30 protein-coding genes, 1 tRNA gene and 1 rRNA gene are annotated in these 25,796 nt (G+C 35.8%); 24 read left to right on the top strand and 8 right to left on the bottom strand.

Features of this window, described 5'->3' with window-relative positions:
* Positions 1–111 precede the first annotated feature (111 nt).
* From rrf to IP358_RS07180, 13 genes are all read left to right on the top strand, one after another.
* Positions 112–227: ribosomal RNA gene (gene rrf / locus IP358_RS07240) — 5S ribosomal RNA — on the top strand.
* Positions 228–326: 99 nt separating this feature from the next.
* On the top strand, positions 327–476 hold the full coding sequence (locus IP358_RS07235; RefSeq protein ID WP_180322713.1) for a hypothetical protein: 150 nt from the start codon (positions 327–329) through the stop codon (positions 474–476).
* Between the two features lie 208 nt (positions 477–684).
* Positions 685–930: a hypothetical protein gene (locus IP358_RS07230; RefSeq protein ID WP_143440576.1), complete on the top strand. Its 246-nt coding sequence runs from the start codon at positions 685–687 to the stop codon at positions 928–930.
* Positions 930–1,589, top strand: a complete 660-nt coding sequence (locus tag IP358_RS07225; protein WP_006802917.1) for a hypothetical protein — start codon at positions 930–932, stop codon at positions 1,587–1,589. Before IP358_RS07230 ends, IP358_RS07225 begins: the two co-directional genes overlap by 1 nt.
* Before the next feature lies 1 nt (position 1,590).
* Positions 1,591–2,775 (top strand): DNA-processing protein DprA, encoded by a 1,185-nt coding sequence (locus tag IP358_RS07220; RefSeq protein WP_050754820.1) that lies wholly within the window; start codon positions 1,591–1,593, stop codon positions 2,773–2,775.
* A 161-nt stretch (positions 2,776–2,936) separates the two neighbouring features.
* Complete coding sequence (locus tag IP358_RS07215; protein WP_040498596.1) at positions 2,937–4,394, top strand: M23 family metallopeptidase; 1,458 nt, start codon at positions 2,937–2,939, stop codon at positions 4,392–4,394.
* Positions 4,395–4,997, top strand: coding sequence for a septum site-determining protein MinC (locus IP358_RS07210; RefSeq protein ID WP_006802914.1), 603 nt, complete (start codon positions 4,395–4,397; stop codon positions 4,995–4,997).
* Positions 4,997–5,884, top strand: a complete 888-nt coding sequence (lpxC, locus tag IP358_RS07205) for a UDP-3-O-acyl-N-acetylglucosamine deacetylase (protein ID WP_006802913.1) — start codon at positions 4,997–4,999, stop codon at positions 5,882–5,884. Before IP358_RS07210 ends, lpxC begins: the two co-directional genes overlap by 1 nt.
* Positions 5,877–6,350, top strand: a complete 474-nt coding sequence (locus IP358_RS07200; protein ID WP_101312890.1) for a hypothetical protein — start codon at positions 5,877–5,879, stop codon at positions 6,348–6,350. The genes lpxC and IP358_RS07200 overlap by 8 nt, the downstream gene beginning before the upstream one ends.
* Positions 6,351–6,358: 8 nt before the next feature.
* Positions 6,359–7,297 carry a cation diffusion facilitator family transporter gene (locus IP358_RS07195; RefSeq protein WP_006802911.1) on the top strand — a complete coding sequence of 313 codons (939 nt, stop codon included), beginning with the start codon at positions 6,359–6,361 and terminating at the stop codon, positions 7,295–7,297.
* The gene (locus tag IP358_RS07190; RefSeq protein WP_006802910.1) at positions 7,285–9,015 is read left to right on the top strand and encodes an ATP-binding protein; all 1,731 of its coding nucleotides are present in this window, start codon (positions 7,285–7,287) and stop codon (positions 9,013–9,015) included. Before IP358_RS07195 ends, IP358_RS07190 begins: the two co-directional genes overlap by 13 nt.
* Before the next feature lie 112 nt (positions 9,016–9,127).
* On the top strand, positions 9,128–10,453 hold the full coding sequence (locus IP358_RS07185; protein WP_006802909.1) for a sodium-dependent transporter: 1,326 nt from the start codon (positions 9,128–9,130) through the stop codon (positions 10,451–10,453).
* 14 nt (positions 10,454–10,467) lie between these two features.
* On the top strand, positions 10,468–10,914 hold the full coding sequence (locus tag IP358_RS07180; RefSeq protein ID WP_006802908.1) for a YqaA family protein: 447 nt from the start codon (positions 10,468–10,470) through the stop codon (positions 10,912–10,914).
* A 108-nt stretch (positions 10,915–11,022) separates the two neighbouring features.
* Here IP358_RS07180 and IP358_RS07175 read toward each other — a convergent pair whose 3' ends face one another.
* Together IP358_RS07175 and IP358_RS07170 are read right to left on the bottom strand one after the other, a co-directional pair.
* Positions 11,023–11,343: a thioredoxin family protein gene (locus IP358_RS07175; protein WP_006802906.1), complete on the bottom strand. Its 321-nt coding sequence runs from the start codon at positions 11,341–11,343 to the stop codon at positions 11,023–11,025.
* A gap of 88 nt (positions 11,344–11,431) precedes the next feature.
* On the bottom strand, positions 11,432–12,145 hold the full coding sequence (locus IP358_RS07170) for a YebC/PmpR family DNA-binding transcriptional regulator (RefSeq protein ID WP_006802905.1): 714 nt from the start codon (positions 12,143–12,145) through the stop codon (positions 11,432–11,434).
* A gap of 135 nt (positions 12,146–12,280) precedes the next feature.
* Between IP358_RS07170 and IP358_RS07165 the strand changes: the two genes are divergently transcribed.
* Positions 12,281–12,355: transfer RNA gene (locus tag IP358_RS07165), tRNA-Asn, on the top strand.
* Positions 12,356–12,389: 34 nt separating this feature from the next.
* Here IP358_RS07165 and IP358_RS07160 read toward each other — a convergent pair.
* The 6 genes from IP358_RS07160 to yedE form a co-directional block, all read right to left on the bottom strand.
* Entirely contained in the window at positions 12,390–13,736 is a 1,347-nt protein-coding gene (locus IP358_RS07160; protein WP_050754819.1) for an LTA synthase family protein, read from the bottom strand.
* A gap of 83 nt (positions 13,737–13,819) precedes the next feature.
* Positions 13,820–14,386, bottom strand: coding sequence for a hypothetical protein (locus tag IP358_RS07155; protein ID WP_101342459.1), 567 nt, complete (start codon positions 14,384–14,386; stop codon positions 13,820–13,822).
* Between the two features lie 41 nt (positions 14,387–14,427).
* The gene (locus IP358_RS07150; RefSeq protein ID WP_006802903.1) at positions 14,428–14,655 is read right to left on the bottom strand and encodes a DUF3343 domain-containing protein; all 228 of its coding nucleotides are present in this window, start codon (positions 14,653–14,655) and stop codon (positions 14,428–14,430) included.
* Between the two features lie 3 nt (positions 14,656–14,658).
* Positions 14,659–15,831 carry an aminotransferase class V-fold PLP-dependent enzyme gene (locus tag IP358_RS07145; RefSeq protein ID WP_006802902.1) on the bottom strand — a complete coding sequence of 391 codons (1,173 nt, stop codon included), beginning with the start codon at positions 15,829–15,831 and terminating at the stop codon, positions 14,659–14,661.
* A gap of 42 nt (positions 15,832–15,873) precedes the next feature.
* Complete coding sequence (locus IP358_RS07140) at positions 15,874–16,083, bottom strand: sulfurtransferase TusA family protein (RefSeq protein WP_006802901.1); 210 nt, start codon at positions 16,081–16,083, stop codon at positions 15,874–15,876.
* 10 nt (positions 16,084–16,093) lie between these two features.
* Positions 16,094–17,152, bottom strand: a complete 1,059-nt coding sequence (gene yedE / locus IP358_RS07135) for a YedE family putative selenium transporter (protein ID WP_180322714.1) — start codon at positions 17,150–17,152, stop codon at positions 16,094–16,096.
* 207 nt (positions 17,153–17,359) lie between these two features.
* Here yedE and aspS point away from each other — a divergent pair, with 207 nt between their 5' ends.
* From aspS to IP358_RS07085, 10 genes are all read left to right on the top strand, one after another.
* Positions 17,360–19,111: an aspartate--tRNA ligase gene (gene aspS / locus IP358_RS07130; protein ID WP_006802899.1), complete on the top strand. Its 1,752-nt coding sequence runs from the start codon at positions 17,360–17,362 to the stop codon at positions 19,109–19,111.
* Positions 19,112–19,120: 9 nt separating this feature from the next.
* Positions 19,121–19,693 carry an adenylate kinase gene (locus IP358_RS07125; RefSeq protein WP_006802898.1) on the top strand — a complete coding sequence of 191 codons (573 nt, stop codon included), beginning with the start codon at positions 19,121–19,123 and terminating at the stop codon, positions 19,691–19,693.
* Between the two features lie 13 nt (positions 19,694–19,706).
* Complete coding sequence (locus IP358_RS07120; RefSeq protein ID WP_050754817.1) at positions 19,707–20,189, top strand: hypothetical protein; 483 nt, start codon at positions 19,707–19,709, stop codon at positions 20,187–20,189.
* A gap of 16 nt (positions 20,190–20,205) precedes the next feature.
* Positions 20,206–20,724, top strand: coding sequence for an inorganic diphosphatase (ppa, locus tag IP358_RS07115; protein WP_040498594.1), 519 nt, complete (start codon positions 20,206–20,208; stop codon positions 20,722–20,724).
* Between the two features lie 149 nt (positions 20,725–20,873).
* A complete protein-coding gene (locus tag IP358_RS07110; RefSeq protein ID WP_040498592.1) occupies positions 20,874–21,893 on the top strand; it encodes a DctP family TRAP transporter solute-binding subunit in 1,020 nt (339 codons plus the stop codon).
* 62 nt (positions 21,894–21,955) lie between these two features.
* A complete protein-coding gene (locus IP358_RS07105) occupies positions 21,956–22,474 on the top strand; it encodes a TRAP transporter small permease (protein ID WP_083781394.1) in 519 nt (172 codons plus the stop codon).
* 17 nt (positions 22,475–22,491) lie between these two features.
* Positions 22,492–23,766, top strand: coding sequence for a TRAP transporter large permease (locus IP358_RS07100; RefSeq protein ID WP_006802893.1), 1,275 nt, complete (start codon positions 22,492–22,494; stop codon positions 23,764–23,766).
* A gap of 7 nt (positions 23,767–23,773) precedes the next feature.
* A complete protein-coding gene (locus IP358_RS07095; protein ID WP_006802892.1) occupies positions 23,774–24,529 on the top strand; it encodes a cytochrome c biogenesis CcdA family protein in 756 nt (251 codons plus the stop codon).
* A 1-nt stretch (position 24,530) separates the two neighbouring features.
* Positions 24,531–25,001, top strand: a complete 471-nt coding sequence (pseH, locus tag IP358_RS07090) for a UDP-4-amino-4,6-dideoxy-N-acetyl-beta-L-altrosamine N-acetyltransferase (protein ID WP_306820935.1) — start codon at positions 24,531–24,533, stop codon at positions 24,999–25,001.
* 30 nt (positions 25,002–25,031) lie between these two features.
* On the top strand, positions 25,032–25,658 hold the full coding sequence (locus IP358_RS07085; protein ID WP_040498588.1) for a formyltransferase family protein: 627 nt from the start codon (positions 25,032–25,034) through the stop codon (positions 25,656–25,658).
* Positions 25,659–25,796: the final 138 nt, after the last annotated feature.

Raw genomic sequence — 25,796 nt, 5'->3', positions numbered from 1 at the left:
CTAGATTCTTTTAAAATCTTTGCTAAAGTGTTAGTAAAGTTACTTAGGTTATGCTTTAAAGGGATAAAGCTTATATAGGCTTAGTATTATTTATGAGTATTACATTGTCATCTTCGTGCTAATAGAGAAGAGGTTCCACCTAGCTCCATTCCGAACCTAGAAGTTAAGCTCTTCTTCGCTGATGATACTGCTCCTTTCAGGAGTGGTAAAGTAGGACGGTGCGGAGATGAGAGTGTAATAAGATTGTGTTGGATTCTGCATTTGCTTTGTTTATTCTATTTAAGTTTGTTTAGTTTGGTTTAAAAGTTTGCAAGAGGGTTGAAGAAGTGAAATATAGTCTTGAGATTATTAAAACTGATGTTTTGGTTTTTGACTTAGATGGTACATTATTGCAAACAGATAGAGCAAACAATTTAGCTTATTACGATGCTATTGAAAAAGTGATAAAATCGCCCCCCCCCCCCTTCTATAAATAGAATTAAAAGAATTACTTTAAAAGATTTAGAAAAAATTGCCTTATTTAGTGATTTAAAACTTAAAGAAATTAAGAATCTTAAGGACTCTAGTTATTTTAAATATTTAGAATATACATTTTTGAATCATAATCTTTTTGATATTGTTCTTCAGTTTTACCAAAAAAATCAGATTATTTTACTAACTAATGCTTCTAGAAATAGGGCTAAATTGTTACTAGAATATCATCGTATCGAAAAATATTTTTCTCACACTTTTTATAATGAATACGGAAATAAATTTTTAAATTGCATAGAATTTCTACAATTAAATGCAAAAGATATGCTTGTTTTTGAAAATGAAAAATTGCAAGTGGAAAATGCTTTATGTGCTGGTATTACAAAGGATAGGATTATTCAAATCGGTGATGATTTTAGTAATGAAATTCAAATTAAATCTAAAAGGAGAATTTGTTGATGAATGAGAATGAGAAAAATTTTAATTCTTTTATAATCAAGGCATGTGAATTTTTAAAGCAAGATATCAAAGCTTACCATAGTCTGCAATATACAAATCTACATAATCCTGAGAATCCAGACTGGATTGTGGATTTTAAGGATGATAATTCGAAATATGGCTTTGATAGTGATGTGATTGTAAAAGCCCGCAACAAAGGATATGGCTATGTATTGAATTGTTTAACGCATTTTTGCTGCGAATACAAAAGGAATAAAGAGAATTTTGTTGTTTGTGTTGTGCCAAGATCCAAGCCATACAAATCCACACATTTTAAGGATTTTATTCAGTATGTTATTGGGCATATTCAAGAGCGTGATTATGGGGGTAGTATCATTGATGGAACAGATTATATTAAGCGCATAAGAGAAACTCGTACAACGCATTTTTCTAAATCCGATGGAGGGCTAGATCCTTATCCTGGAATTACTAAGGACACCTGTGATATATTTGAAGAAGGAATTAAAGGAAGGAATGTGTTGCTTGTTGATGATATTTATACACATCATCATGGCAATAAGTTTGTAGGTGTTGACGAGGACTGTTTACAGGCACTTTTGGATTGTGGCTCCAAAAGAGTTGAGTTTTATGCTCTAGCAAAGACACGACAAAAGGATTGAGATGAAATATTGTTTTAGTGAAGAAAATGGAAAATATAGCCGAAATGTTTTAAATGTCTTAATCGCTCTTAGGTTTCCGGGGATAAAATCATCTTGGATTAGGGAACGCTATAAAAATGATATGACAACTGAAAAATTAAGCAAGGAGATTGAGAAGTTTAAGGAAGAAGAGATTAACAAATTAAACAAGAAGATTGAGGAGATTAACAAATTAAACAAGAAGATTGAGGAGATTAACAAATTAAACAAGAAGATTGAGGAGATTAAGAAATTTGATTTTAATAATGAAATGGAAGAGATTGGGAACTTGTTGGATAATAGTAAAGAAGGCATAAGATACACTGCTTTTGGAGACGAGGATTTTCCTGAATGTCGTTTTGAGAGAATTGAAAATAAGAACGATTTACCTGTATTTTTGGCTTATGAAGGGGATTTAAAATTATTATCAAAAAACAATTTTAATATCGCCGTTATAGGCATTTTGGAACCAACTGAAGAAATTAAGCAACTAGAAAAAGAGATTCTTGGGGAAATTTTAAAGTATGATGCTACTATCATAAGTGGTCTTGCGCTTGGTTGTGATACTATAGCGCATAAGAGTGTTTCTGATCAAAATTGCACAATTGCTATATTGCCTAGCACGCTAGATAATATATTGCCAAAAGAAAATAGAGAGTTAGCAAGTGAGATAGTAAGGAATAAAAATGGGCTTTTAATCAGTGAATATTATAAGGAAGCAGAAAATAAGTTTGAGTATATCAATAGATATATAAAAAGGGATAGGCTGCAGGCGCTCTTTAGTGATATGGTGATTTTGACGGCAAGTTATAGTGAAAAGGATTCTAAGAGGGACAAGAAAAAAGATAGTGGCTCAAGACATGCAATGGGTAAAGCCAAAGATTATGGGATTAAAAGAGCGGTAATGTATGATGAAACAATTTTTGATGATGAGAAGTTTAATTTGAATAGAGAATTGATTGCTATGAAAATGTCAATTGCAAAGCTAGATGAACAAGTCATTATGGAATTTAACAAAAGCGATAAGAGTAAAGATTTTAAGATTATTACCAAAAGAAATGTAAAGTTTATTATTGGATCTTTAAAAAAGTGGAAAGAGCAAATTTCCACTGAAAAGCCAAAAATAAAAGGAGAGCAACCTTCACTTCCTAATCTTGAAAATTTATAGAAAATAGTTTTAATCCACGCAGGCTTTAAAAGCATAGAATATTATTTAAAGTAAAGAAAGGGATAAGGAATCTTAAAATCTTTAAGAGAAGTTTTAATTTTTACTTCTAAATAAGCACTTTTTGGCTAGAATCGCGGTAAATTTTGCATTAAAGGGAAGTAATGCGCAATCCAAAAATGAAAAGTGGTTTTGTGAAGATTTTAGGTTTGATTGTTGTTTTAGTTTTAATTGGTGGGGGGATTTTTGCTTTAACTTCTGATTCTTTTGAGAAAGAAGCACCAAAGATTGTAATTAAAGACAAGGCAGTGTGGAATCTTAAGGAATCTTTTCCTATTGAAATTAGCGATAATCTAGGCATTAAAAGTTATAGTGTCGCATTAATTGAAAATGGTAATAGAATTCCACTTGAAGCACAACAAATCAATGCACAAGATGCAATGTGTGTAGCAAAAAATGCAAATATCTCTCAGCTAGCGCAAAATCTCATTACAAATACTCCGATAAAAAGCTTTTGTATTGGAATCCAAAAGCCAGCAGGAATTAAAAATAACACAAAGTTTATTACTCTTGAAGTAAGCGTTACAGATACAAGCAAATGGAATCTTTTTAAAGGCAATACAACAACACAGCAATTTAACATTGCCATTGATACAAAAAAGCCACAATTAGCAGTGGTAGCAAATTCTTATAAAATCACGCAAGGTGGGAGCGCACTTGTGATTTTTCGCGCAAGTGATGAAAATTTAGAAAACCTTGTAATTACTAATGGAAACTTGGAATTTAAAGCACAGCCTTTTTATAGGGAGGGCTTTTATATCGCGTTAATTGCTTGGTCAAAGTTACACGAGAATTTTACGCCAAAAATCATCGCACAAGATAGCGCGGGCAATGTTAGTATTGTGCCTATTGGCTATTTTCAGCAAAAGAAACAATACAAAGATTCCACGATTCCACTTACTGATTCCTTTGTGGATGGCAAAATCTCAACGCTTGTGGAGGAGATTGGCGAGAAAAGCTTAGGGGAATTTGAAAATAAAGTGGATATTTTTCGCTATATTAATGAAAGTGTGAGAGAACAGAGTTTTGATAGGATATTTAAAGTGGCTTCTAGTTTTGATATAGAATCTGTTGTGGAGAACTTTGCTATTAAACCCTTTACACCTTTAAGAAATGGTGCTGTAATGGCAAGTTTTGGGGATCATCGTCGCTTTACTTATCAAGGAGAGATTGTTAGTGAGTCTAACCATATGGGATTGGATTTAGCGAGCATTAAGCAAGCCCCTGTTATTTTAAGTAATCCGGGTATTGTAACGCTAAATGAGTTTGTAGGTATTGATGGGAATAGTGTTGTGGTGTATCACGGACTTGGACTATCTACTCTATATGCGCATTTAACAGCTTCTGATGTGAGCGTGGGAGATGTGTTAGAATCTAATGTAAAAATTGCAAACACTGGTAACACAGGACTAGCACTTGGCGATCATTTGCATTTTAGTGTGCTTGTGCAAGGCTATGAAGTGTGGAATGCGGAGTGGATGGATTCAAATTGGATTAAACTTAATATTACTGATGTAATTAATGAAGCAAAGACAATTATCAACCAAATTCAAGGTTCTTAAATGGTAAAAACAAGGCAGAAAAATTTTCGTGCGTTTATTTTTGTAGAAGGAGAAGCGCAAGAAATAATTGCTTATATTGATAAAAATTTAGGGCTTTTACAAAGTCTTTTGCTGGTTTTTACTTTTGATTTAAATCATAATTATGCTGAACTTTTGGAGTATTTAAAACAGAAGCAATTAAGGTTTGTTTTAGCAAATAGCATAGAGAATTTAGGGCTTGATACAAAGGCTCAAGATATAGGGAAGTTGGAATCTAAAAATGTGGAATCTAAAGCAGAATCTAAAAAAATAGAATCCAAAACGCAAGCAAACACTCTTGTGCTAAATCGCACAATTAGGAGTGGAGAAGAGATTATTGCAAAGGGGGATTTAACAATTTTTGGGAGAATTAATAGTGGCGCGCATATCCAAAGTGGCGGAAATCTACAAATTTTTGGCACAATTAGTGGTAATGTGTTTTGCGATGGAGAATATATGATTTTAGGTGAAGTGAGTGAGGGTAATGTGCTTTTTGGTGGAGAGATTGTAGATAAAGAGTTGTTAAAATATCCTCGCAATAAAGTATATAGAAAAAATGATTCCATTGTTGTAGAAGGCTTATAATGAGACAACAAACTATAGCAAAAAAAGTCGAGTTAGTAGGGATTGGCTTACACAAAGGTGTTCCTGTGAGAATGATATTAGAGCCTTTGGAGGAAAATTGTGGAATCCATTTTTATCGGAGTGATGTGGGCGTTAGCATACCGCTAAAGCCTGAAAGTGTGGTAGATACAACAATGGCAACGGTGATTGCAAAAGATGGGCATAAAGTTTCAACCATAGAGCATTTACTCTCAGCAATCCACGCTTATGGGATTGATAACCTTAAAATTGTGCTAGATAATGAAGAAGTGCCGATAATGGATGGGAGTAGCATAGGGTATTGTATGCTTTTAGAGGAAGCGGGCGTAATCAAGCAAAAGGCAACTAAAAAAATTTTAAAGATTAAAGCTCCTATTGAAGTTAAAGATGGTGATAAATTTGTGCGTTTTGAGCCTAGTGAGCTTTGTGTGTTTGATTTTTCTATCCATTTTTCACACCCAGCGATTGGCACACAGAGTTATAAATTTAACTTTTCTACGAAAAATTATAAAGAAGAAATTGCGCGTGCTAGGACTTTTGGCTTTTTAAACGAAGTGCAATATTTGCGTTCTATTGGATTGGCGCTTGGTGGTTCGCTAGAAAATGCGATTGTGCTTGATGAATCTAGCATTTTAAATAAAGATGGTTTGCGTTATAAAGAAGAGTTTGTGCGCCATAAGATTTTAGATGCTATTGGCGATATGGCATTGCTTGGAATCCCGCTCCTTGGGGCGTATGTATCTTATGCAGGAAGTCATAAGCTTAATCATTTGCTAACCAAAAAACTCTTTGAAAATAGTGATGCTTATGAAATTTTAGAAAGCAAAGAAGCGCAACAAGTCTATGAGTATGCTTTGCAAAATGCATAAAATTTTAATCTTACCAAATGGTATTAAAGAGCCTGCTTTAATTGGCGTGTATGATGAAAATTTGAAGTTAGATAAAGATTTTGTTTTAAACGCTCCTTTAAGTGATGCTTTGGTCCCTAAGTTTATGGATCTAGAAAAACAAGGGATTGAGTTTGATACATTGTATTTTGTAAGGGGTCCTGGGAGTTTTATGGCGTTAAAATTAATCTATCTTTTTGCAAAAACATTAGAGATAGCAAGGGGAATAAAGCTCTATGCTACACACGCATTTTACTTTAATGGAAACTCGCCTATTAAGGCTTATGGGGATTGTTATTTTGTGTGTGAAAATGTCAAAAATGCGACAATTTGCGTGAAAAAGTTTGCCGCGATTCCGCACATTTTGCCTTTTTCTTTGCCTGGGGTGCTTGATAGTAGTATTTTTGGGGAAAACTTGCAACCGCTTTATTTATTGCCCCCTGTTTGAGATGTAAAATGCTTGAGAATTTACCGCATAATTGTTTAATTCATCCAGAAATTAAAAAGCCAAAGATAAGCATTCAGCGTAAGGCTACAATTGTATCAAGCTTTGTGGCGTGTGTGCTAATTTGTGTGAAGTTTATCGCTGGAATCTTAAGTGGTTCTGTGGCGATTCTTGCAAGTGCTATTGATTCTTTACTTGATCTATCAGCTTCATTGTTTAATCTCTATGCAATCACAAAGGCGGAAAAACCAGCAGATTTAAAGTTTAATTATGGGAGAGGAAAGATAGAATCACTTGCCGCAGTGATTGAAGGGAGTGTGATTTTAGTTTCTGGGATTTTTATCCTTTATCAATCGCTAAAGAAAATCGTGTTAGGAAGTGAGTTGGCACGCCTTGATTTATCCTTGTATGTGATGGTTTTTTCTTTTATCTTAACAACTTTGCTTGTGCTGTATCTTAGTTATGTAGCAAAGATAAGTAATAATTTAGTGATAAAAGCTGATGCGTTGCATTATAAAACGGATATTTTAAGTAATGGCGCGGTGCTTGTAGCGCTTGTGATTGTGAAGCTAACAGGACTTAGCATAATTGACGCACTCTTTGGAATTGCAATTGGGCTGTATGTAGGGTATTCTGCATTTGGATTATTAAAAGAAGGGGTGTTAGTTTTGCTGGATCGCGCATTAGATGATGACAAACAAGATGAGATAAAAGCTATTTTAGATTCCACAAAAGAGGTACAAAGTTACCACGATTTAAAAACTAGACAAAGTGGAGATACATATTTTGTAGAGGTGCATTTGGTATTTAGCCCAGAGATTTTGTTAAGAGATGCACATAGTATTGCAGATGCCATAGAGTGTAAAATACAGAATCTAAAAGGAAATTGGGTTGTGATAACACACCTTGATCCTTATGATGATGAAGGGGCTAGTGCGTGCAGTATTTGATTGATTTTTTACGAGTAAGTAGTATTAATAAGGCAAAGATTTATCCTTTTTTAAAGTGTAGCAAAGAGGAAGCTTTGATTTTGCGCCATTTATGCAGAGAGTTTTTAAGGGGCGAACACGAAGTTGTCTGTCTTGATGTGATTAACGCGCTTTTTGCACCAAAAGATGAAATAGAAGTTTTACAATATTTGCCATTTTTTAAAAATTTATTGGATACAGGTTGGATTGCACAACACATTTTTTTAAAAACTTTGAATCAAGAAGAATTGCTTTTAGAGCTTTTAAATATGACAATCTCCTTGAGCGCGAGTTTTTTAAAACTCGTTGAAGAAGGTGGGATTAACCCAAAACTTCCTAAAATTGCTCCTTATAGCGATCATTTAGAATATTTAAAGGATCAGTTTGCTTGTATTGAGTTGTTACATAGCTTAAGCCCACACAAAAAAGACAATCACTCATCGCCACTTTTAAAAAAAGGAATGCAAAAATACAAGCTTTTGCAAGATAGGATTCAAGGGCGTTTAGAGCTAACAAAAGAAAAGTTGGGTTTGGAGAGTTTATGTAAAGAATATGGCTTAAATCCACAAGAAAAAGTTATTTTTTTGGCGCTTATTAGAGAAGAGTATTTAGGAAAAGAGAGTGAAGGTAGGGAGCTTGGCACACTTATAAATCTTGTTAGTATGAATGATTATGAGAGAATGAAAAATCGCGCCCTTTTAGACGATAGAAGTCGTTTGGTGGAAAAAGGACTTGTGGATTATGATGAGATTTTAAATCCTTTTGGGGGAGTTAGCCGAACATTTTTTATCCCAGATGGTGTGCTAAAAAAAATCACACATCCCCAAACACAAGGTGCAAAAGAGCGCATTAGTCTAGAATCGCTTGTTAAAGAACAAGATATTTTTGATTTTGTTCGTCCGAGGGAAACTTTAAATGAAGTTGTCCTAAGCCCTAGCACAAAAGCAACGCTTGAAGTGTTACTTAAGCAAATGGATTCTAAAGTGCTGCAACGCTTAAAAGACTGGGGGATTAAGGACAAAAGGCGTGGGATTGATGCAAAAATTATTTTTTATGGCGCAGCAGGCACTGGCAAAACAATGACAGCTCTTGCGCTTGCAAAATCACTTAAAAAGCCTGTGTTAAGTTTTGATTGCTCTAAGATTTTATCAATGTATGTAGGTGAGAGTGAAAAAAATGTGCGTAAGATTTTTGAATCTTATAAAGAGTTATGCACAACTTCTAAGCAAACACCTATTTTGTTGCTAGATGAAGCCGATCAATTCTTAAGCACACGCACCACAAGTGGAAGTGGGGCGGATAAAATGCACAATCAAATGCAAAACATTTTTTTAGAACAAATTGAAAAATTTGATGGAATCTTAATTGCCACAACAAATTTGCTAGAAACACTTGATACGGCGTTTTCTAGGAGATTTAATTATAAGATTGAATTTAAGCGACCAAATTTTGATGAGAGAATGCGCTTGTGGGAGAAGCTACTCCCCAAAAATGCTCCTTTTACTAAGGAATTTAATCTCAAAAAACTTGCGGAGTTTAATCTAAGTGGGGGGCAAATCGCACTTGTTGTAAAAAATACTGCTTATAATATTGCAAGTGTTAAAAAGCCAGAATTTAGCACACAGAGTTTTTTAGATGAAATTAAGCGTGAATTGAAGTCTAATTTTGATGGAGCGCGCGAAATGGGATTCCATATTTGATGGGCAAAAGCTAGTGAATTTGTTTATTACTAGCTTATGATTGAAATTATATTATAGGAATTTCTTTTTAAATTTTGTATAATCTTAGATTTACTTTGAAACAGGCGGTATTATGACAAGATTTTCTAAAATGGGATTTGTGCTCTCCACAGCTGGAAGTGCGATTGGGCTTGGTGGAATTTGGGGCTTTCCTTATTTGGTTGGGCAAAATGGTGGCTTTGCCTTTGTGCTTGTGTTTGTGTTAGCATTTTTAATCTTTGGTGTGAGTGTGTTTATTGTGGAAATGCTTTTTGGTAGAGCAAGTGGGCAAAATGCAGTAAGCACCTTTGAATCTTTCGCTCCAAAAGGATTAGGTTTTTTAAAATATGGCGGCTTTATGATGATTTCTGGTGTGTTGATTTTTGCATTTTATGCGGTAGTTTTGGGTTGGCTTGTGCATTATATGTTTTTAAGCCTTTTTGGAATGCCAACGACACTAGAAGATACAAAAAACTTATGGGGCAATTTCGCATCTAGTCAGATTTTATGGCAAATGTTGTGGCATTTTTTAGTTGTGGTGTTGTGCGCTTATATCTTAAATCGTGGCGTGAAAGCTGGGATTGAGAAGTTAAATCTAGTCTTAATGCCTATGTTATTGTTTATTTTTCTAGGGTTACTTGGGTATGCAATGCTTCAAGATGGATTTTTAGAAGCCTTTAAATTCCTATTCCAACCTGATTTTAACAAAATCAATTCAGAAGTTGTAGTAAAGGCGATAGGACAGGCATTTTTTGCATTATCTTTGGGAGTTGGAGTGATTTTGACTTATTCAAATTCATTGCCAAAACACGGGAATTTTGTGCGTTTTGCGGTGATTGTTGCCTTGCTTAATTTCTTTTTCTGCCTGGTTGCTGGGCTTGTGATTTTTACTTTTATTTTTGGTTATGGAGCAGAACCAGCAGAAGGTCCTGGACTTGTATTTGTTTCTTTGCCGTTAATTTTTGCAAATATGGGCATTAGCGGGCAAGTGATTGCGTTTTTATTTTTTGTGGCTTTAATCTTTGCTGGGATTACTTCGGCAGTTTCTATGCTAGAGCCATTAAATAGCTATTTAATTGAGAGATATACAATGAAGCGTAGAAATGCAAATTTAATCAGTGTGCTTTGTGCGTATATGCTAGGCGTGGTTGTGTTACTTAGCAATACGGAAGCATTTTCTGCGGATTTAACATTTTTTGGTAAGAATCTTTTTGATTGGTTTGTGTATATTACAAGTTCTTTTATGCTTCCACTTGCTGGTGTGTTTATGTGTGTTTATATGGGGTGGATTTTACCAAAAGAACGCGTGTATGCAATGAGTGAAGGACATTTAAAAGGAATCTATTTTGAAGCTTGGTATGCAGTGATTCGTTACATTGCGCCACTTGGAATTTTAGTTGCAATGGCAAGTTTAATTTAATAGGCTTAATTAATGTGGAATCGCTTTTTGGGCTATTTTTAGTCTGTTTTCTTGCAAGTAGTCTCTATCCGTTAGGCTCTGAAGCTTTTGTGGTAGGCTTTTTAGCATTTGAGTATGCGTGGTTTTGGGTGTGGATTGTAGCGACACTTGGAAACACATTAGGTTCATTAACCACTTATGGAGTCGGATATTTTGGAGATTCGTATTGTGCGAAACATTTCAAAAATCCACGCTTTCAAGCTATGAGAGCGAGAATTTATCGCTACAAAGTTGGAATCCAAAATTACGGATTCCTTTATGCGCTTTTGACTTTTTTACCGATTTTGGGAGATGTATTTGCTCTAGCTTTGGGAGTGTATCGTTATTCTTTTATAAAAGTGTTTGTGTTTATTACCATAGGGAAGGGTGCGCGGTATTTGGCATTAATTGCAATGTATGATAAATATCAGCAAGTCTTTTGACTGGTTCTAGCTTTTCTGTATTATGCGAGATTTTTAGGGGCATTGTAACAAAAATATAAAAAGTAAATGTTTGTAAGGTAAAATCACGCACCACAAAGGGTGCATAAATCACGCTTCTAGTGCTGTTTTGATAGCATTTTCAATTAGGGGTTTAGAGTTTGGCTCAACTAAGCGTTCGCCAACTTCTGCGCCGTTTTTGTAAAAAATCAGCGTTGGGATTCTACGCACGCCTAGTTCTTCTTTTAAAGTTTCTTCTTCATCTGCCATTACAGCAAAGAATTTGACTTTTTCCCCATATTCTTGCATAAGCATTCCAATAATAGGTTCAATTTTGCGACAATCTGGACACCAAGGCGCACCTACTGCCACCATACATACGCCTTCTTTAATTGCGTTTTGATAAGAATCTTTTGTTAATTTTTCTAACATTGTTAAATCCTTTGTTTTAAATTTACGCAAGCATTTTGAAATAAGTTTGCTTAAAAGTTAGCAAAGTGTTCAAAATCTCGTGATAATGTTACGCAATATTTGTAAAAACCGCCTGCACATCATCATCATCTTCAATTTTATCAAGTAATTTTTCAATATCCACAAGTTGTTCTTCGCTAAACTCCACAGGATTTGTTGCAATACGCTCTAATGCTGCCTTTTTAACGCTAGCTTGCATTGTTTCTAGTGCGTTTGCTAAAGTTCCAAAACTTGTGTAATCCCCATAAATATGGATAATATCCTCTTCTACTTCCATAGAATCTAATCCTGCATCAATGAGATTTAGCTCTAGCTCTTCTAAATCCGCAATCCCTTCTTTGCTAATCTCAAAATGTGCCTTGCGCGAAAACATAAATTCTAAAGAGTTATTTGTTAGCATTTGTCCGCCAAGTTTGTTGGCATAACTCTTTAGGTTTGCAACCGTCCTTGTTGTGTTATCTGTGGCGCATTCTACAAAAAACAGCGCACCATGCGGTGCTTTAATCTCGTAATTAACTTCTGTGATTTGGATTCCATCTTTTCCTAGTGCGCGTTTAATCGCTGCTTCAATATTGTCTTTTGGCATATTTTGCGCCTTAGCAGCAAGGATTGCGGTTCTAAGCTTAGAATTCATATCAGGATCACCGCTTCCCCCTTCTTTAACAGCAATGCTAATTGCCTTGCCTAGTTTTGGAAAAAGTTTAGACATCTTATCCCATCGCTTTTCTTTGCTTGCTCTGCGGTATTCAAACGCTCTTCCCATAAATCACCTTATCATAGAAATTTAAAATTAGAATTGTAGTATTTTAAAGTTTAAAAATTCTAAAATCTCTTGACATAGAGAAGTGATTGTTATATAATCACACTTCGTTTTTAAGCGAGCTTCTTAAAATTTTATTCCGGATTAGCTCAGCGGTAGAGTAGGCGGCTGTTAACCGCTTGGTCGTAGGTTCGAATCCTACATCCGGAGCCACTCTAATCTTCACAATCTTTTAAATTGTTTTTCATTAAAATTTCATTTTGTTTTTTAGATTAATCAACCGATAGTGGAATTGATAATCTAAATATTTTTCATAAAGTGTGATAAACTCACTTTTGTTGGAAGCAAACGCTTTATTATCGTCTAATAAATTATGCGTGTTTGCAAAGCCATAGCCCTCTTTTGCGCCTTTAGGATAGATTCCATTATTATCAATAGATACTGATATATTGTAGCCAAAGTTTTCTGCACTCTCTTTACTTAAGAGATTTTTGCCCCCTAGATTTAAATACTCCACAGAATCTAAAGAAAGCGCAAAGAGTGTGGCAAAAATATCCTTGTGCGAGCCGATATAATTAGGGTTATAGTGGATATTGTGCTGGTAGTTTTTAGGCGCATAAAGATAAAAAGGCACGCCAAAACTCAAGGCTTTTTCTTTGCTTGCATTGCTTGTTATATCGCGCACTCTGTGATCTCCTGTGGCGGCGATGATTACCTTATCTTTTAATGGGCTTTGTTTAATGGAATCTAAAAACTCTCCAAAAGCATTGTTAGCATAAGCATAGGTATTTACTAAGGCGACTTTGTTTTTGCGTATGCGATTGTGTAGCTCTTGTGGGATTGCATTTTCGCTAATGGTTTTTTCTATATTAGGATAAGGTGGGTGGTTGCTTGTGGTTAGTGCTAAAATTAAAAGGGGTTGCGTGGCGTCTTTTAAGAGTTCAAAAGCGGCACGATACATAAACTCATCTAAGACTCCATAAGAATTGCTAGTTTTTATAGATTCTGGATAAAGTTTCTTTAAAATAATCTCATCAACAATGGAATCTACACCTTGAGTTAGCATAAAATCTCCCATCGCATACCAAGAGCGGTTGCCAGAGGTTAGAAAAACAACCTTATAACCTTGCTTCTTGTAAGTTTCAATAGGAGAGTGTGGGAGATAGTGTTTGTTGTAATTAGATTTTGTAAGATTAATAGGAGAGCCAAAAAATAAAAATGAAAGGCTTGGTGCAGTTCCGTTTTCATAAGGTAAAAATTTCTCCCAAAAGAAGTCTTGTTTAATATGTGGTTGTAGGTTACCTAGTAAATCTAAGTTATCATTGTGAAAGGCTAGCATATTACTTCCAAAAGATTCCATAAGATTTACCATAATATGGGGCTTTTTCTCCCTTACAAGCGGATTTTCAGGCGTTTTAGAAAAAAGTGGAAAATGGGGCAAAAAGGATTCCATAAGTTTTTCATCAACAGGGGCTAAGACTCCAAGCGATTCTTCTTTGTAATTTTTATGCGCCCAAGCAAACGCCATTATGGGATTTAGTGCAATAGCATTTAGGGATTCAATGCTAGAGAAGCGATAGTTTTCAACATTCATTGTGACATGTCTAAAGGGTCCTCTTAATGCTAGAGCATAAAGGGTGGCAAAGACTAAGAAGAGTGCTAAAAGTGCAGGGAACTTTAAGGGTTTATTTCTGATAAGTGGGGGGGGGGGGTAATTGCTAGTATTTTTGTGTTTAAAAACACACAAAATCCACTAAAAATCAATGCAATAAAGATAAGCAAAAATACAGGATAATCCTTTAAGATAATGCTAATGATTGCACTTGTTTCATCATCTTTTAGCCCAAAAATAAAGCTTGTGATATTACTTTGATACATTTGATAATAATAAAAATTTATAAAGCAAAATATTATGGAAATAAAAGAAAATAAACCTATATAAAAATTTGAAAAAACTTTATATATTTTATTTAGATTTGCTAAATTTTTATGAAAAATTGCATAAGCATTTAAAAGGGGAGGAAAGCTTGCAAGTAACGCACAAAGTAGCAAAGGTAAAAACGCCGCTGCAATAAGCCTTAAGTCTGTAACTGCACCCAAAGCAAACATTTTATAAAAATCATTGCGATTAGATTCTATAATCTCACTAGGGATAAAAGCAGTCCCCATCGTGATTCTAGCAATTCCAAAAAGCATTATAAAAAGTAATGCAAAACTTAAAATTTGAAAAAAGATTCTAAACATAATTTTTTGCCTTAAAGCATAGTGTAAAAGGCGTGATTATATCATTTTTTTGCGATTTCATATTCAATGTTAGCGGAATCTAAAGTATCTTTAATTACGGTTTCATCTTCGCATTGAAACCAAATGGCAATCCCGCAATCACTTGAAAACTCTCTAGGTGTAGGCACAAGTTTAATAGGGATTCCTAGATTTTGCAAGATACTTTCACTTTCAAATGCGCTAGAAGTGGTATAGACTAAAACATAGCCCTCAATGTTTGGTTTTGCCATAATTTATCCTTGTGAATGTTTTGCAATTTGGCGTAATGCTTGGATTGTGGTTTCAATCTCATCTTCTGTGGTAAAAATTCCGGGACTTAGACGAATTGTGCCACCGCTTGCGAAGCTTCCTAGAGTTTTATGGCTAGAAGGTGAGCAGTGTAGCCCTATGCGTACACAGATCCCATATTCATTGCTTAAACGCATTCCCGCTTCTGAAAGCAAGCGGTTTGTAATATTGATAGATAACACTCCACTGCTATCGCCTTGTGTATGGTAGATTTTAATATTATCCGTGCCACTTAAACCTGTAATTAAAGCATTTCTTAAATGCAGCTCATATGCGTGGATTTTCTTTACATCTTGCTTTGCTATCCAATCTAAACCCGCTTTTAATCCAGCAATTCCGTGCATATTGTGTGTGCCGCTTTCAAATTTATCTGGTAAAAAGTTAGGCTGCATCTCTTCTTCGCTAGCACTTCCACTTCCCCCAAAAACAAGTGGAGAAAGCTCGCTAAAATCAAAGGAATCACTAAGCAAAAGCGCCCCCACTCCCATAGGAGAAAGAAGCCCTTTGTGCGCGCTAAGTGCTAGAAAATCGACTTGGTGCATTATCTCTTGCATAGGCACGCATCCGACACTTTGTGCGCCATCTAGCAAGACTTTTGCGCCATTTGTGTGAGCGATTTTTGCAAGCTCTTCAATAGGAATCATTGCTCCACTAACATTATTAATATGTGTGCAAGCAAGAAGCTTTGCTCCCTTTAGCAACTCTTTTGCGCTTTGTAAATCTAGTGTATGTGTGCTATTGCAAGGGATCTCACGCACTTTTATGCCAAGAGTGGCTTTAAGTGCATTTAATGGGCGTTTAATAGCATTGTGTTCCATTTGTGTGGTAACAACAATATCATTAGGCTTTAAAAAACCTTGTAAAAGAGTATTGATTGCCATTGTTGCATTGAGCGTAAAAATAACGCGTTTAGGATCTTTTAAGCCTAGAAGATCTGCTAGAGCCTTGCGTGTTTGAAAAAGAATCCTTCCTGATTTAATAGATAGTGTATGCCCGCTTCTACCTGGGCTTGCCCCCAAGTTTTCTAAAAATACATTAACAGCTTCTTTAACACCCGGTGCTTTAGGGAAGGTTGTCGCTGCATTATCTAAATAAATGTATTTTTGGAAATCTTGCATTTTTGCTCCTAAAATCAGGATTCCAAAAATGGAATCCTAAAATTATTTTTTTAAAATAAATTCTAAATCTTCACCATTTTCAGTTTCAGCTTTCACATTGTAGCCGTGCTGTGCTGCTAAACGGCGGATATTATCGCTACTTGCTCCACAATTGCAGAGCACCCTAATTACACTTTCGCCTTTTTCCAATAAAGGCTTTAGATTTAACACAGGTTCTGGGCAGCTAAGCCCGCGCACATCAAGTTCTACCATAAATTTCTCCTTAGCGTTTTTCTCTAGCAAAAGCTGCAACAAGCAAACAAAAAATAAATCCAGCAATCACTGCAATAGGTGCATTTGCACTAATTCCAGCTGGGGAGCTTGCAAGAGCAAAGTTATGTGCAAAAGCTGCTCCAACAAGCAATCCCATAATAAATACTCCTGCATCACCATCACCCTCGCCGCTTAAGATTAGTTGTCTTCCTGGGCAACCTCCAGCAAGTGTAAAGGCAATTCCTGCAAGTGCCATTCCTAAGAAATTCCAAAGTGCATCGTTATGAGCAATAGGCTGTCCTGTAAAACCAGGATTAAATAAGCCTAGCGCAAGATTGGTAAAAAATGCCGCAACTACAAGTGCAATCACACCTTGTAGAATATGCGTATCGCGCAAAAGAACGGTATCACGCACCGCTGCAATCATGCAGAAGCGACTTTTTTGAAAAATGGCACCCAAGAATAATCCTGCAATGAGTGAGATTATAAGTGGTGCGTGCATAGAGCCTGGTCCGTTTTGTGAAAATTTAACTGGAGCATTTGGATCAAGCAAACCCCAAGTTAAAAGCCCTAAAAGCCCTAACATAAAGATAGGAAATGTAAATCCTACGATTTTGCTTGCTGGGCGATTACGCCCAAGAGAGAATCCGCGTTTTAAGAAAAAGACTCCAATTAAGATTCCAAACACAAGCCCAAATACACCTGCAATGGCACTCCAATCTCCCGCGCTTAAACGCAGCCACATTCTCCAAGGACAGCCTAAAAATACAAGTGCGCCAATCATCGCAAAGATCCCAAGCGCAAAACGCACAATCGGTGCTGAACCTGCACGCGGGCGAAATTCTTTAAAAAGAAAGGCAGCAAGAAGCGCACCAAAAACTAACCCAATCACTTCAGGGCGAATGTATTGCACAATGCCTGCTTGATGCAAGTTTAAAGCTCCTGCAATATCGCGTGTAAAGCACGCTGCACACATACCCATATTGCCCGGATTGCCAAAATACACCAAAACAGGTGCTAGGACTCCAAGTGCAATCCCTGCAAGAATCGGCCAAATTGCCAACTTCATCATAAACTCCTAAAAGATAAAATAAGACAGCTAGTGTGAAAAGAAAGTTAAGAAGTAGCTGTTTGCTTGAGCCTCAAGCCAAATAAAAGCGGATATTTTAACAGAGTATTGCTTAAAAGACTACAATGCTCTAGGATTTAATTTTTTCTTCTGCTATTTTTTGTTAGAATATCGCCTTGTTTTGTAAAAATTTTAGGAGTTTTAAAGATGAGAAGCCATTATTGCGCGGATTTAGGCGAGCAAAATATTGGAGAAGTGGTAAGTTTATGTGGTTGGTGTAATACTTACCGCGATCACGGAGGAGTTGTGTTTATTGACTTGCGTGATAGAAGTGGTTTGGTGCAGCTTGTGTTTGATCCAAAAGATTGCCAAGAGGCACATAAAATTGCAAGTGAAGTGCGTGATGAATATGTCTTAATTGCAAAAGGAAAGGTGCGCAGAAGGGGAGAAGGGCTAGAAAATCCTAAGCTTAAAACAGGCAAAATTGAAGTGCTCGTGGAATCTTTGGTAGTGGAAAATAAAAGCTTAACGCCACCTATTGCTGTGGGCGATGAGAGCGTGGGTGAAGATGTGCGTTTAAAATATCGCTATTTAGATTTAAGAAATCCTAGATTACAAGAAATTTTTATCACACGCTCCAAAGTAACACAAGCTACGCGCAATACGCTTAGCGATTTAGGATTCTTAGAAGTTGAAACTCCAATTTTAACAAAAGCCACGCCAGAAGGTGCAAGGGATTATTTGGTGCCTAGTCGTGTGCATCACGGGGAGTTTTACGCATTGCCACAATCTCCGCAACTCTTTAAGCAACTTTTGATGGTGAGTGGATTTGATCGGTATTTTCAAATCGCAAAGTGCTTTAGAGATGAGGATTTGCGCCTAGATAGACAGCCGGAATTTACACAAATTGACTTAGAAATGAGTTTTTGTAATGCTGATGATGTAATGGGTGTGGCAGAGGCAGTTTTAAAATCTATTTTTAATGCGTGTGGGATTACGATTGCTACGCCATTTGAGCGTTATTCTTATAAAGAAGTTATGGAATCTTATGGAAGTGATAAGCCAGATTTACGCTTTGATTTACCTTTTGTTGAAGTGGGGGATTTATTTGTGGATTCTAGCAATGATATTTTTGCCTCCATTGCAAAAGATCCTAAAAAGAATCGCTTTAAAGCCCTTTGTGTAAAAGGTGGCGATACATTCTTTAGTCGCAAAACTTTAGGCGAGGCAGAAGAGTTTGTGAGAAAATTTGGTGCAAAAGGTTTGGCTTATATTCAAATTAAAGAAGAAGGCGCAAAAGGTCCGCTTGTAAAATTTATAAGTGAAGCAAACTTAAAAATTTTGCTTGAGCGCGCGGGAGCAAGTGTTGGAGATATTATTTTCTTTGGAGCGGGTGAGAAAAAGATTGTGTGGGATTATATGGGAAGATTGCGTCAAAAAATCGCACAAGATATGGATTTGATTGATAAAAATGCGTATAAATTCTTGTGGGTTGTAGATTTTCCTATGTTTGAACGCAATGATGATGGAAGCATTTCAGCGCTTCACCACCCTTTCACAATGCCTAGCAATTTAGAAGTAGAGGATTTAGAGGAGATTAACTCTGTGGCATATGATGTGGTTTTAAATGGTTTTGAAATTGGCGGAGGAAGCATTAGAATCCATAAGCAAGAGATTCAAAGTCGCGTGTTTGATTTGTTAGGAATTTCAAAAGAAGAAGCACAGGATAAATTTAGCTTTCTTTTAGAAGCCTTGCAATTTGGCGCTCCACCACACGGCGGTTTAGCCTTTGGATTGGATAGAATTATAATGCTTTTGTGTAAAGCGCATTCAATCCGTGATGTGATTGCATTCCCTAAAACACAAAAGGCAACTTGTCCTTTAACAGATGCGCCAAGTGTGGCAAATGAAGAGCAATTAAGGGAGTTGCATATAAGAGTTAGAGAAACTAAAAGGTAAGGAGAAAAGATGAAAAAATTATTTTTAGTAATTGGTGCGCCCGGAAGCGGAAAGACAACAGATGCGGAGATTATCAGTAAAAACAATAGCGATTCTATGGTGCATTATTCTACAGGTGAGCTTTTGCGTGCGGAAGTTGCTAGTGGAAGTGAGCTAGGAAAACTTATTGATAGTTTTACAAGCAAGGGAAATCTTGTGCCTTTGGAGATTGTGGTAAAAACAATCGTGGATGCGATTTCAAATGCACCAAAAAATGTGGTGTTAATTGATGGTTATCCTAGAAGTGTGGAGCAGATGATAGAGCTTGATAGGATTTTGCAGGATAAAAACGATATTACACTTGCAAGTGTGATTGAAGTAGAAGTTAGTGAGAAAACAGCTTGTGATAGAGTGTTGGGGCGTGCAAGGGGGGCAGATGATAATGTAGAAGTGTTTAATAATCGTATGCGCGTGTTTCAAGAGCCTTTAAAAGAAATTCAAGAATTTTATGGCAAAAAAGGAATCTTACATAAAATTGATGGCGAGCGCACTATTGAAGAAATCACAAATGAAATGGAAGCATTTATTAAAGGCAAGATTTAACAAAGGAGATAATTTGGAATTTGGAGAAATTGACGGAAGAGGATTCCAGTCAAAAAGATATGGAATTTCTTGGGTTGCTTATGTTAAAATGTCTTTAGTGCATTTGATTTTTGTTATAATTGTTGTGTATGGGGCAAAATATTTTCTTCCTCAATTTTTTTGGAAGATTCTTCTTGGATTTGGAGTTTTGGAGTTGATAAATTTCACACTTCGTTTTTTATCCTTGAGGGCACAATATGTTTTTATGAATGAGCGTGGAGTTTGGTTTCATCGGGGAATATTTCCTTGGACTAAAGGGGTCAATGGGATTATTTGGAATGATTGCGGAGGTGCTATGTTCCAACAAAGTTTTTGGTCCTATATCCTAAAAACTTATACGGTATTTATCACGCATAAATATACAGAATCTGCACAAATTGCCGTTTCCAACATTTATAATGGTAAGGAATTTTGTGCAGAAGTGGCAGATTATATGCATAAAATGTCTCAAAAATAATTTTAAAGGAGCAAAAATGGATTTAAGTAAAATTGAAGTAGGAAGTAACCCAGAGAGGTTAAATGTTGTGATTGAGATTCCTTATGGTTCAAATATTAAATATGAGATTGATAAGGATAGTGGTGCGGTTGTAGTGGATAGAGTAATGTATAGTGCAATGTTTTACCCTGCAAATTATGGTTTTGTTCCAAATACACTAAGTGATGATGGAGATCCTGCTGATGTGCTTGTGATTAATGAATATCCTTTGCAAGCTGGAAGTGTGATCAAAGCGCGTTTGATTGGAGTTTTGATTATGGAAGATGAGAGTGGAATGGACGAAAAGCTTATCGCTGTGCCTATTTCCAAGATTGATCCAAGATATGACAGAATTAAGAGTTTAGAAGATTTACCACAAATCACTTTAGATAGAATCAAAAACTTTTTTGAAACTTATAAAATGTTAGAGCCAAATAAATGGGTAAAAGTCAAAGAATATAAGGATTTAAACACAGCAAAAGAGATATTAGATAAGGCAATTAAAAATTACAAATAATTTTGTTACTAAAAGTAATTTTTAATACTAAAAATTATAGATTGCAAAGAGAATTGTAAAGGATTTTTGATTTTTTTCTTAAGTTTGTAATAAAAATTTGTAAAATACTTAACTCTTAAATGCTAGAGTAAATTCTAAAGGAGAAGACAATGAAAAAAGTTATTTTAGCTTCAGTGCTAGCAGCATTTGCGCTGGTTGGTTGTGGTGAACAAAAAGAAACAACAGCAGGTGCGGCAGGTGATAAAAAAGTCTATGAAGTGAAATTTGCGCATGTTGTAAGCGAGAATACACCAAAAGGAAAGGCAGCAAATTTCTTTGCAAAAAGAGTAGAAGAGCTAACGGATGGGCAAATTAAAGTGCATGTCTTTCCTTCTGCGCAACTTGTGGATGATGATAAGGTATTTCAAGAGTTAAAGCGTAATAATGTGCAGCTTGCAGCACCAAGCTTTTCTAAATTTACACCTTTTGCAAAAGAATTTAATTTGTGGGATGTCCCTTTTCTTTTTCGCGATACTGAACATTTGCATAATGTAATGGATGGCGAAGTAGGAAAAATCTTAAGAGATGTGATTAGCTCTAAAGGTTATATTGCGTTAGATTATTGGGATGCTGGATTTAAGCAGTTTAGCACAAATAAAAAACCTATTATTCTTCCTAGTGATGCTGAGGGGCAAAAAATGCGTATTATGAGTTCTAAAGTGTTAGAGGAGCAAACAAAGGCAATTAAAGCAATCCCGCAAGTTTTACCATTTGGTGAAGTGTATTCAGCGTTACAAACTGGTGTTGTAGATGCTGCTGAAAATCCACTTTCAAACCTTTATAATTCTAAGTTTTATGAAGTGCAAAGTTCTATTACTATTTCAAATCACGGCTATTTAGGATATTTGGTTGTTGCAAGCGAGAAGTTTTGGAATAGTTTGCCGCAGGATTTACAAGAAAAATTTACAACTGCAATGCGTGAGGCTACAATTTATGAGAGAGAAGAAAGCGCAAAAGAGGAAAAAGTTTTGCTTGATCGCTTAAAAGCTGATGATAAAACAGGCACAAAAGTGTATGAGTTGGATGCTGCACAAAAACAACAATGGCAAGATGTAATGATTGCGATTTATCCTAAGTTTTATGATTTAGTGGGTAAAGAATTAATTGAAAAAACAATTAATACAAAATAATTAAATTTAAGTAAGGGGCATTGGTGAATTTTTTTCAAGCGTTAGATAGGGTTATTGCGACAATGAACAAGAGCGTTGCTGTATTCGGGCTAGCGGCTGGAATTGTAATTACAGCGATTAATGTTTGTGTGCGCTATATTGCAGGATTTTATCCAGAAATTGGTTCCCTTACTTGGGCAGAAGAGGTGGCAAGATACTGCTTTTTATGGTCGGCATTTTTTGGAGCAGCTTATGGCTTTAGAAAAGGAGTGCATATTGCTGTAACAATGTTGATTGAGAAATTTCCACCATCTCTTGCAAAAACTTGTGTGTTATTAACACATCTTTTAAACTCTGTGTTTTTGGGATTTATGTTTTATGCAAGTTTGATGGTTTGCTATTTAAATTATGAAATTGGTTATATGAGTGAAGCACTGCATAGTGTTCCTTTGTGGGTATTTCTTTTGTGTTTGCCAATTGCTTTTTTGGGCGCAACTTATCGCTCTTTGGAGAAAATTTATGAGGTTTCTTTGATGCCAGCAGATAAGGTAGTTAAAAGCGCAGAGAAAGAAATGATTCACGATTCTGTTGTGAAAGACTAGAAAAGTAAGGGATTTCTATGAGTGTTGCATTTTTATTAATTGTTTTATTTGGATTGTTATTGCTTGGCGTGCCCGTAGCAATTTCGCTAGGGGTGAGCGCGGTTTTAACAATGTTGTTATTTAGTTCTTATGATGTCTTTGCTGTGCCAGAGATTATGTTAAATGGTTTAAAGCCAGCATTAATGGCAATTCCTATGTTTATTTTGGCAGGTTCTTTAATGAGCAAAGGAAGTTCTGCGCAGAGAATTGTGGATTTTGCTAAAAGTATCGTTGGGCATTTGCCCGGTGGCTTGCCTATGAGTGCAATTTTAGCTTGTATTATTTTTGCAGCAGTTAGTGGAAGTTCCCCAGCGACAGTTGTTGCTATTGGTTCTGTAATGTTTATGGCGTTAAAAGAAGCAGGGTATCCTAAGAGTTATTCAGTTGGAGCAATTACATCAGCTGGAAGTCTTGGAATTTTGATTCCGCCTTCTGTTGTAATGATTGTTTATGGGGTAACAGCAGAAGTTTCTATTGAAAAGCTTTTTATGGCGGGTGTAATTCCGGGGCTTTTGGTTGGCGGAATGATGATGCTTTATGCATATTTTGGTGCAATACGCTTAGGGTTTAAAGCTACAAAACCTGCAAGCTTTAAAGAGCGGTGGCTGAAATTTAAAGAAGCATTTTGGGCATTATTGATTGTGTTTGTTGTAATTGGTGGAATCTATGCAGGGGTTTTTACTGCCACTGAAGCTGCTGGAATTAGTGCAGTGTATGCATTTATTGTATCACTTTTTGTTTATAAGGATATTAAGCTTAAAGATCTTTATAGTGTATTTTTAGACGCAGCAATTACAACAGCGATGATTTTCTTTATCATTGGTTTTGCTGTTGTGTTTGCACACTTCTTAACTGGAGAACGCATTCCACATATGATTGCGGAATATCTTGTTAGTATGAATATGAGTTGGTGGATGTTTTTGATTTTGGTAAATGTTGCTTTGTTTATTATGGGGCAATTTATGGAGCCATCATCTGTGGTTATGATTATGACGCCTTTGCTTTTGCCAATTGCTATGCAACTTGGGATTGATCCTATTCATTTTGGGATTGTGATGATTGTAAATATGGAGCTTGGAATGCTAACACCGCCTGTTGGGCTTAACCTTTTTGTTGCAAGCTCTTTAACGGGACTTAGCCTAAAAGATGTTACACTTTCTATCATTCCTTGGCTTTGTGTGTTATTAGTAGGACTTGGACTGATTACTTATATTCCTGAGATTTCTCTTTGGTTGCCTAGTCTGCTAGGATAAATATTGCATGGAAGAATCACTGCTTGGGCTTTTTGATAATGCTCCGCATTTAATTAGCCTACTTGCTGGGATTCTAACTTTTCTTAGCCCTTGCGTGCTTCCACTTATCCCTATCTATCTTTCTTATATTTCTGAAATTTCCTTAGAATCGCTTAAAGACACTGAAGTTTTGGATTTAAAGCAGCGTTTTAGGATTTTAAGAAGTGCGCTGTTTTTTACTCTTGGGTTAGGGCTTGTATTTATTGCTTTTGGTGCTGTGGCAGCTAGAATCTTAAATGGAGGAATCTTATTAAGCCCAAATTTGCGCTATTTTGCTGGTGGAGTATTAATACTTTTTGGATTACATACGCTAGGGGTTTTTAGAATTCCATTTTTAAATTATCAAAAGACATTACAAGGGGTATCGCGCACTAGTGAAGAGTTTGGAATTCTAAAAGACTTTTTAACGCCTTTTTTATTAGGTGCAAGCTTCTCTCTTGGCTGGACTCCTTGCGTGGGTCCGATTCTGGCAAGTATTATTGCGCTTGCTAGTTTAGATGGACAAGGTGGAGTTATATTGCTAGTGATTTACACGCTTGGCTTAACATTGCCCTTTTTGCTTTGTGCATTGCTTATTAGTTATGCCTTTAGTTTTTTAGAAGGAATCAAGCGGTATTTTAGTGTGATTGAATGGTGTGCTGGATTGTTGTTAATTGGTATTGGAATCCTAGTAGCAAGTGGTGGAATAAGCGCACTTTCTGCATATTTGCTAAAGGTTTTGTAGGGTGAGATTGGAGCTTAAGAATTTCACGCAATTAAATGAAGATGAAGTTGCACTTGTGCTTAGGTGGCGTAATCACGCAAGTGTGGCGACTTTTATGAAACAAAAACATATCACAAAGCAAGAGCATTTGGATTTTATAGAATCGTTAAAGAGTGATTGTTCAAAAGAGTATTTTTTAGTTTTTGAAAATACGATTCCACTTGGCGTGATTGATTTTATTGCTATTGTGCGTGGGGTATCTTGTGAGTTTGGAGTCTATCAAAGCCCATTTCTTAAGGGTTATGGGGAAAAGTTGATGCAAAAGGTTTTGGATTATGCGTTTAAAACTTTAAGGGTTAAAGAATTGCGTGCTTGTGCATTTAATGTTAATACTAGAGCGATTGATTTATATTTGCGCTTTGGATTTAAGATAATAAGAAAGGATGAAACGATGAGTTATTTTATTTGTGCGGGGGGGGGGGCTAAATTTTAACTATTCCTGCCTTGGCTATGGAGTGGCAGCGTGAAAGTAGCGATTTTAACTTCCAAAAATCAATGGTTTATTCCTTATGCAAAACAGCTTCAAAAAGCGATTCCAACTTCTAGGCTATATTTATCGCATTTAGAGATTAAAAAGTCTTATGATGTGGTGTTTATCTTGTCTTATCATCAGTTGCTTCCCCAAGAGTTTTTACAACTTCATAAGCATAATTTAGTGATTCACGCTTCTAGTTTGCCTAAAGGAAAGGGTTGGTCGCCTTTGTTTTGGCAAGTGTTAGAAGGCAAAAATGAAGTGGTTTTCACGCTTTTTGAAGCGGATTTAAAAGCAGATAATGGAGTAATTTATCTCCAAAAAACATTACATTTAAGCGGAGTGGAGCTTTATGGTGAGCTAAGAGAGTTGCAGGCAGAAATGTGTCAGATACTTTGTTTAGAGTTTTTGGCAATGTATCCAAATTTGCAGCCTACTGCGCAATGTGGTAATGAGAGTTTTTATAAAAAACGCACGCAAGCAGATAGTGAGCTTGATATTACAAAGAGCATAGAAGAGCAATTTAATCTCTTAAGAATTGTTAGTAATGAGAAATTTCCAGCATTTTTTTATAAAAATGGAAAAAAGTTTATTGTAAAAATTTATAAAGAAAATTAGAACAATAACTTTTAATATTCTAGTTAAATTTAAGGTAAAAGTAAAAAATATTCTTGGAAATCTATAAAGCTAGGATATATAAATGTTTTTAATGGTGTTAAGAATAATCCGATATACATAAATAAATATAAATAAAAT

This window comes from Helicobacter winghamensis ATCC BAA-430 (assembly GCF_028751035.1).
Lineage (GTDB): Bacteria > Campylobacterota > Campylobacteria > Campylobacterales > Helicobacteraceae > Helicobacter_D > Helicobacter_D winghamensis.
The sequence above is the reverse complement of the archived record's forward strand: the minus strand, read 5'-3'. Positions and strand labels throughout refer to the sequence as shown.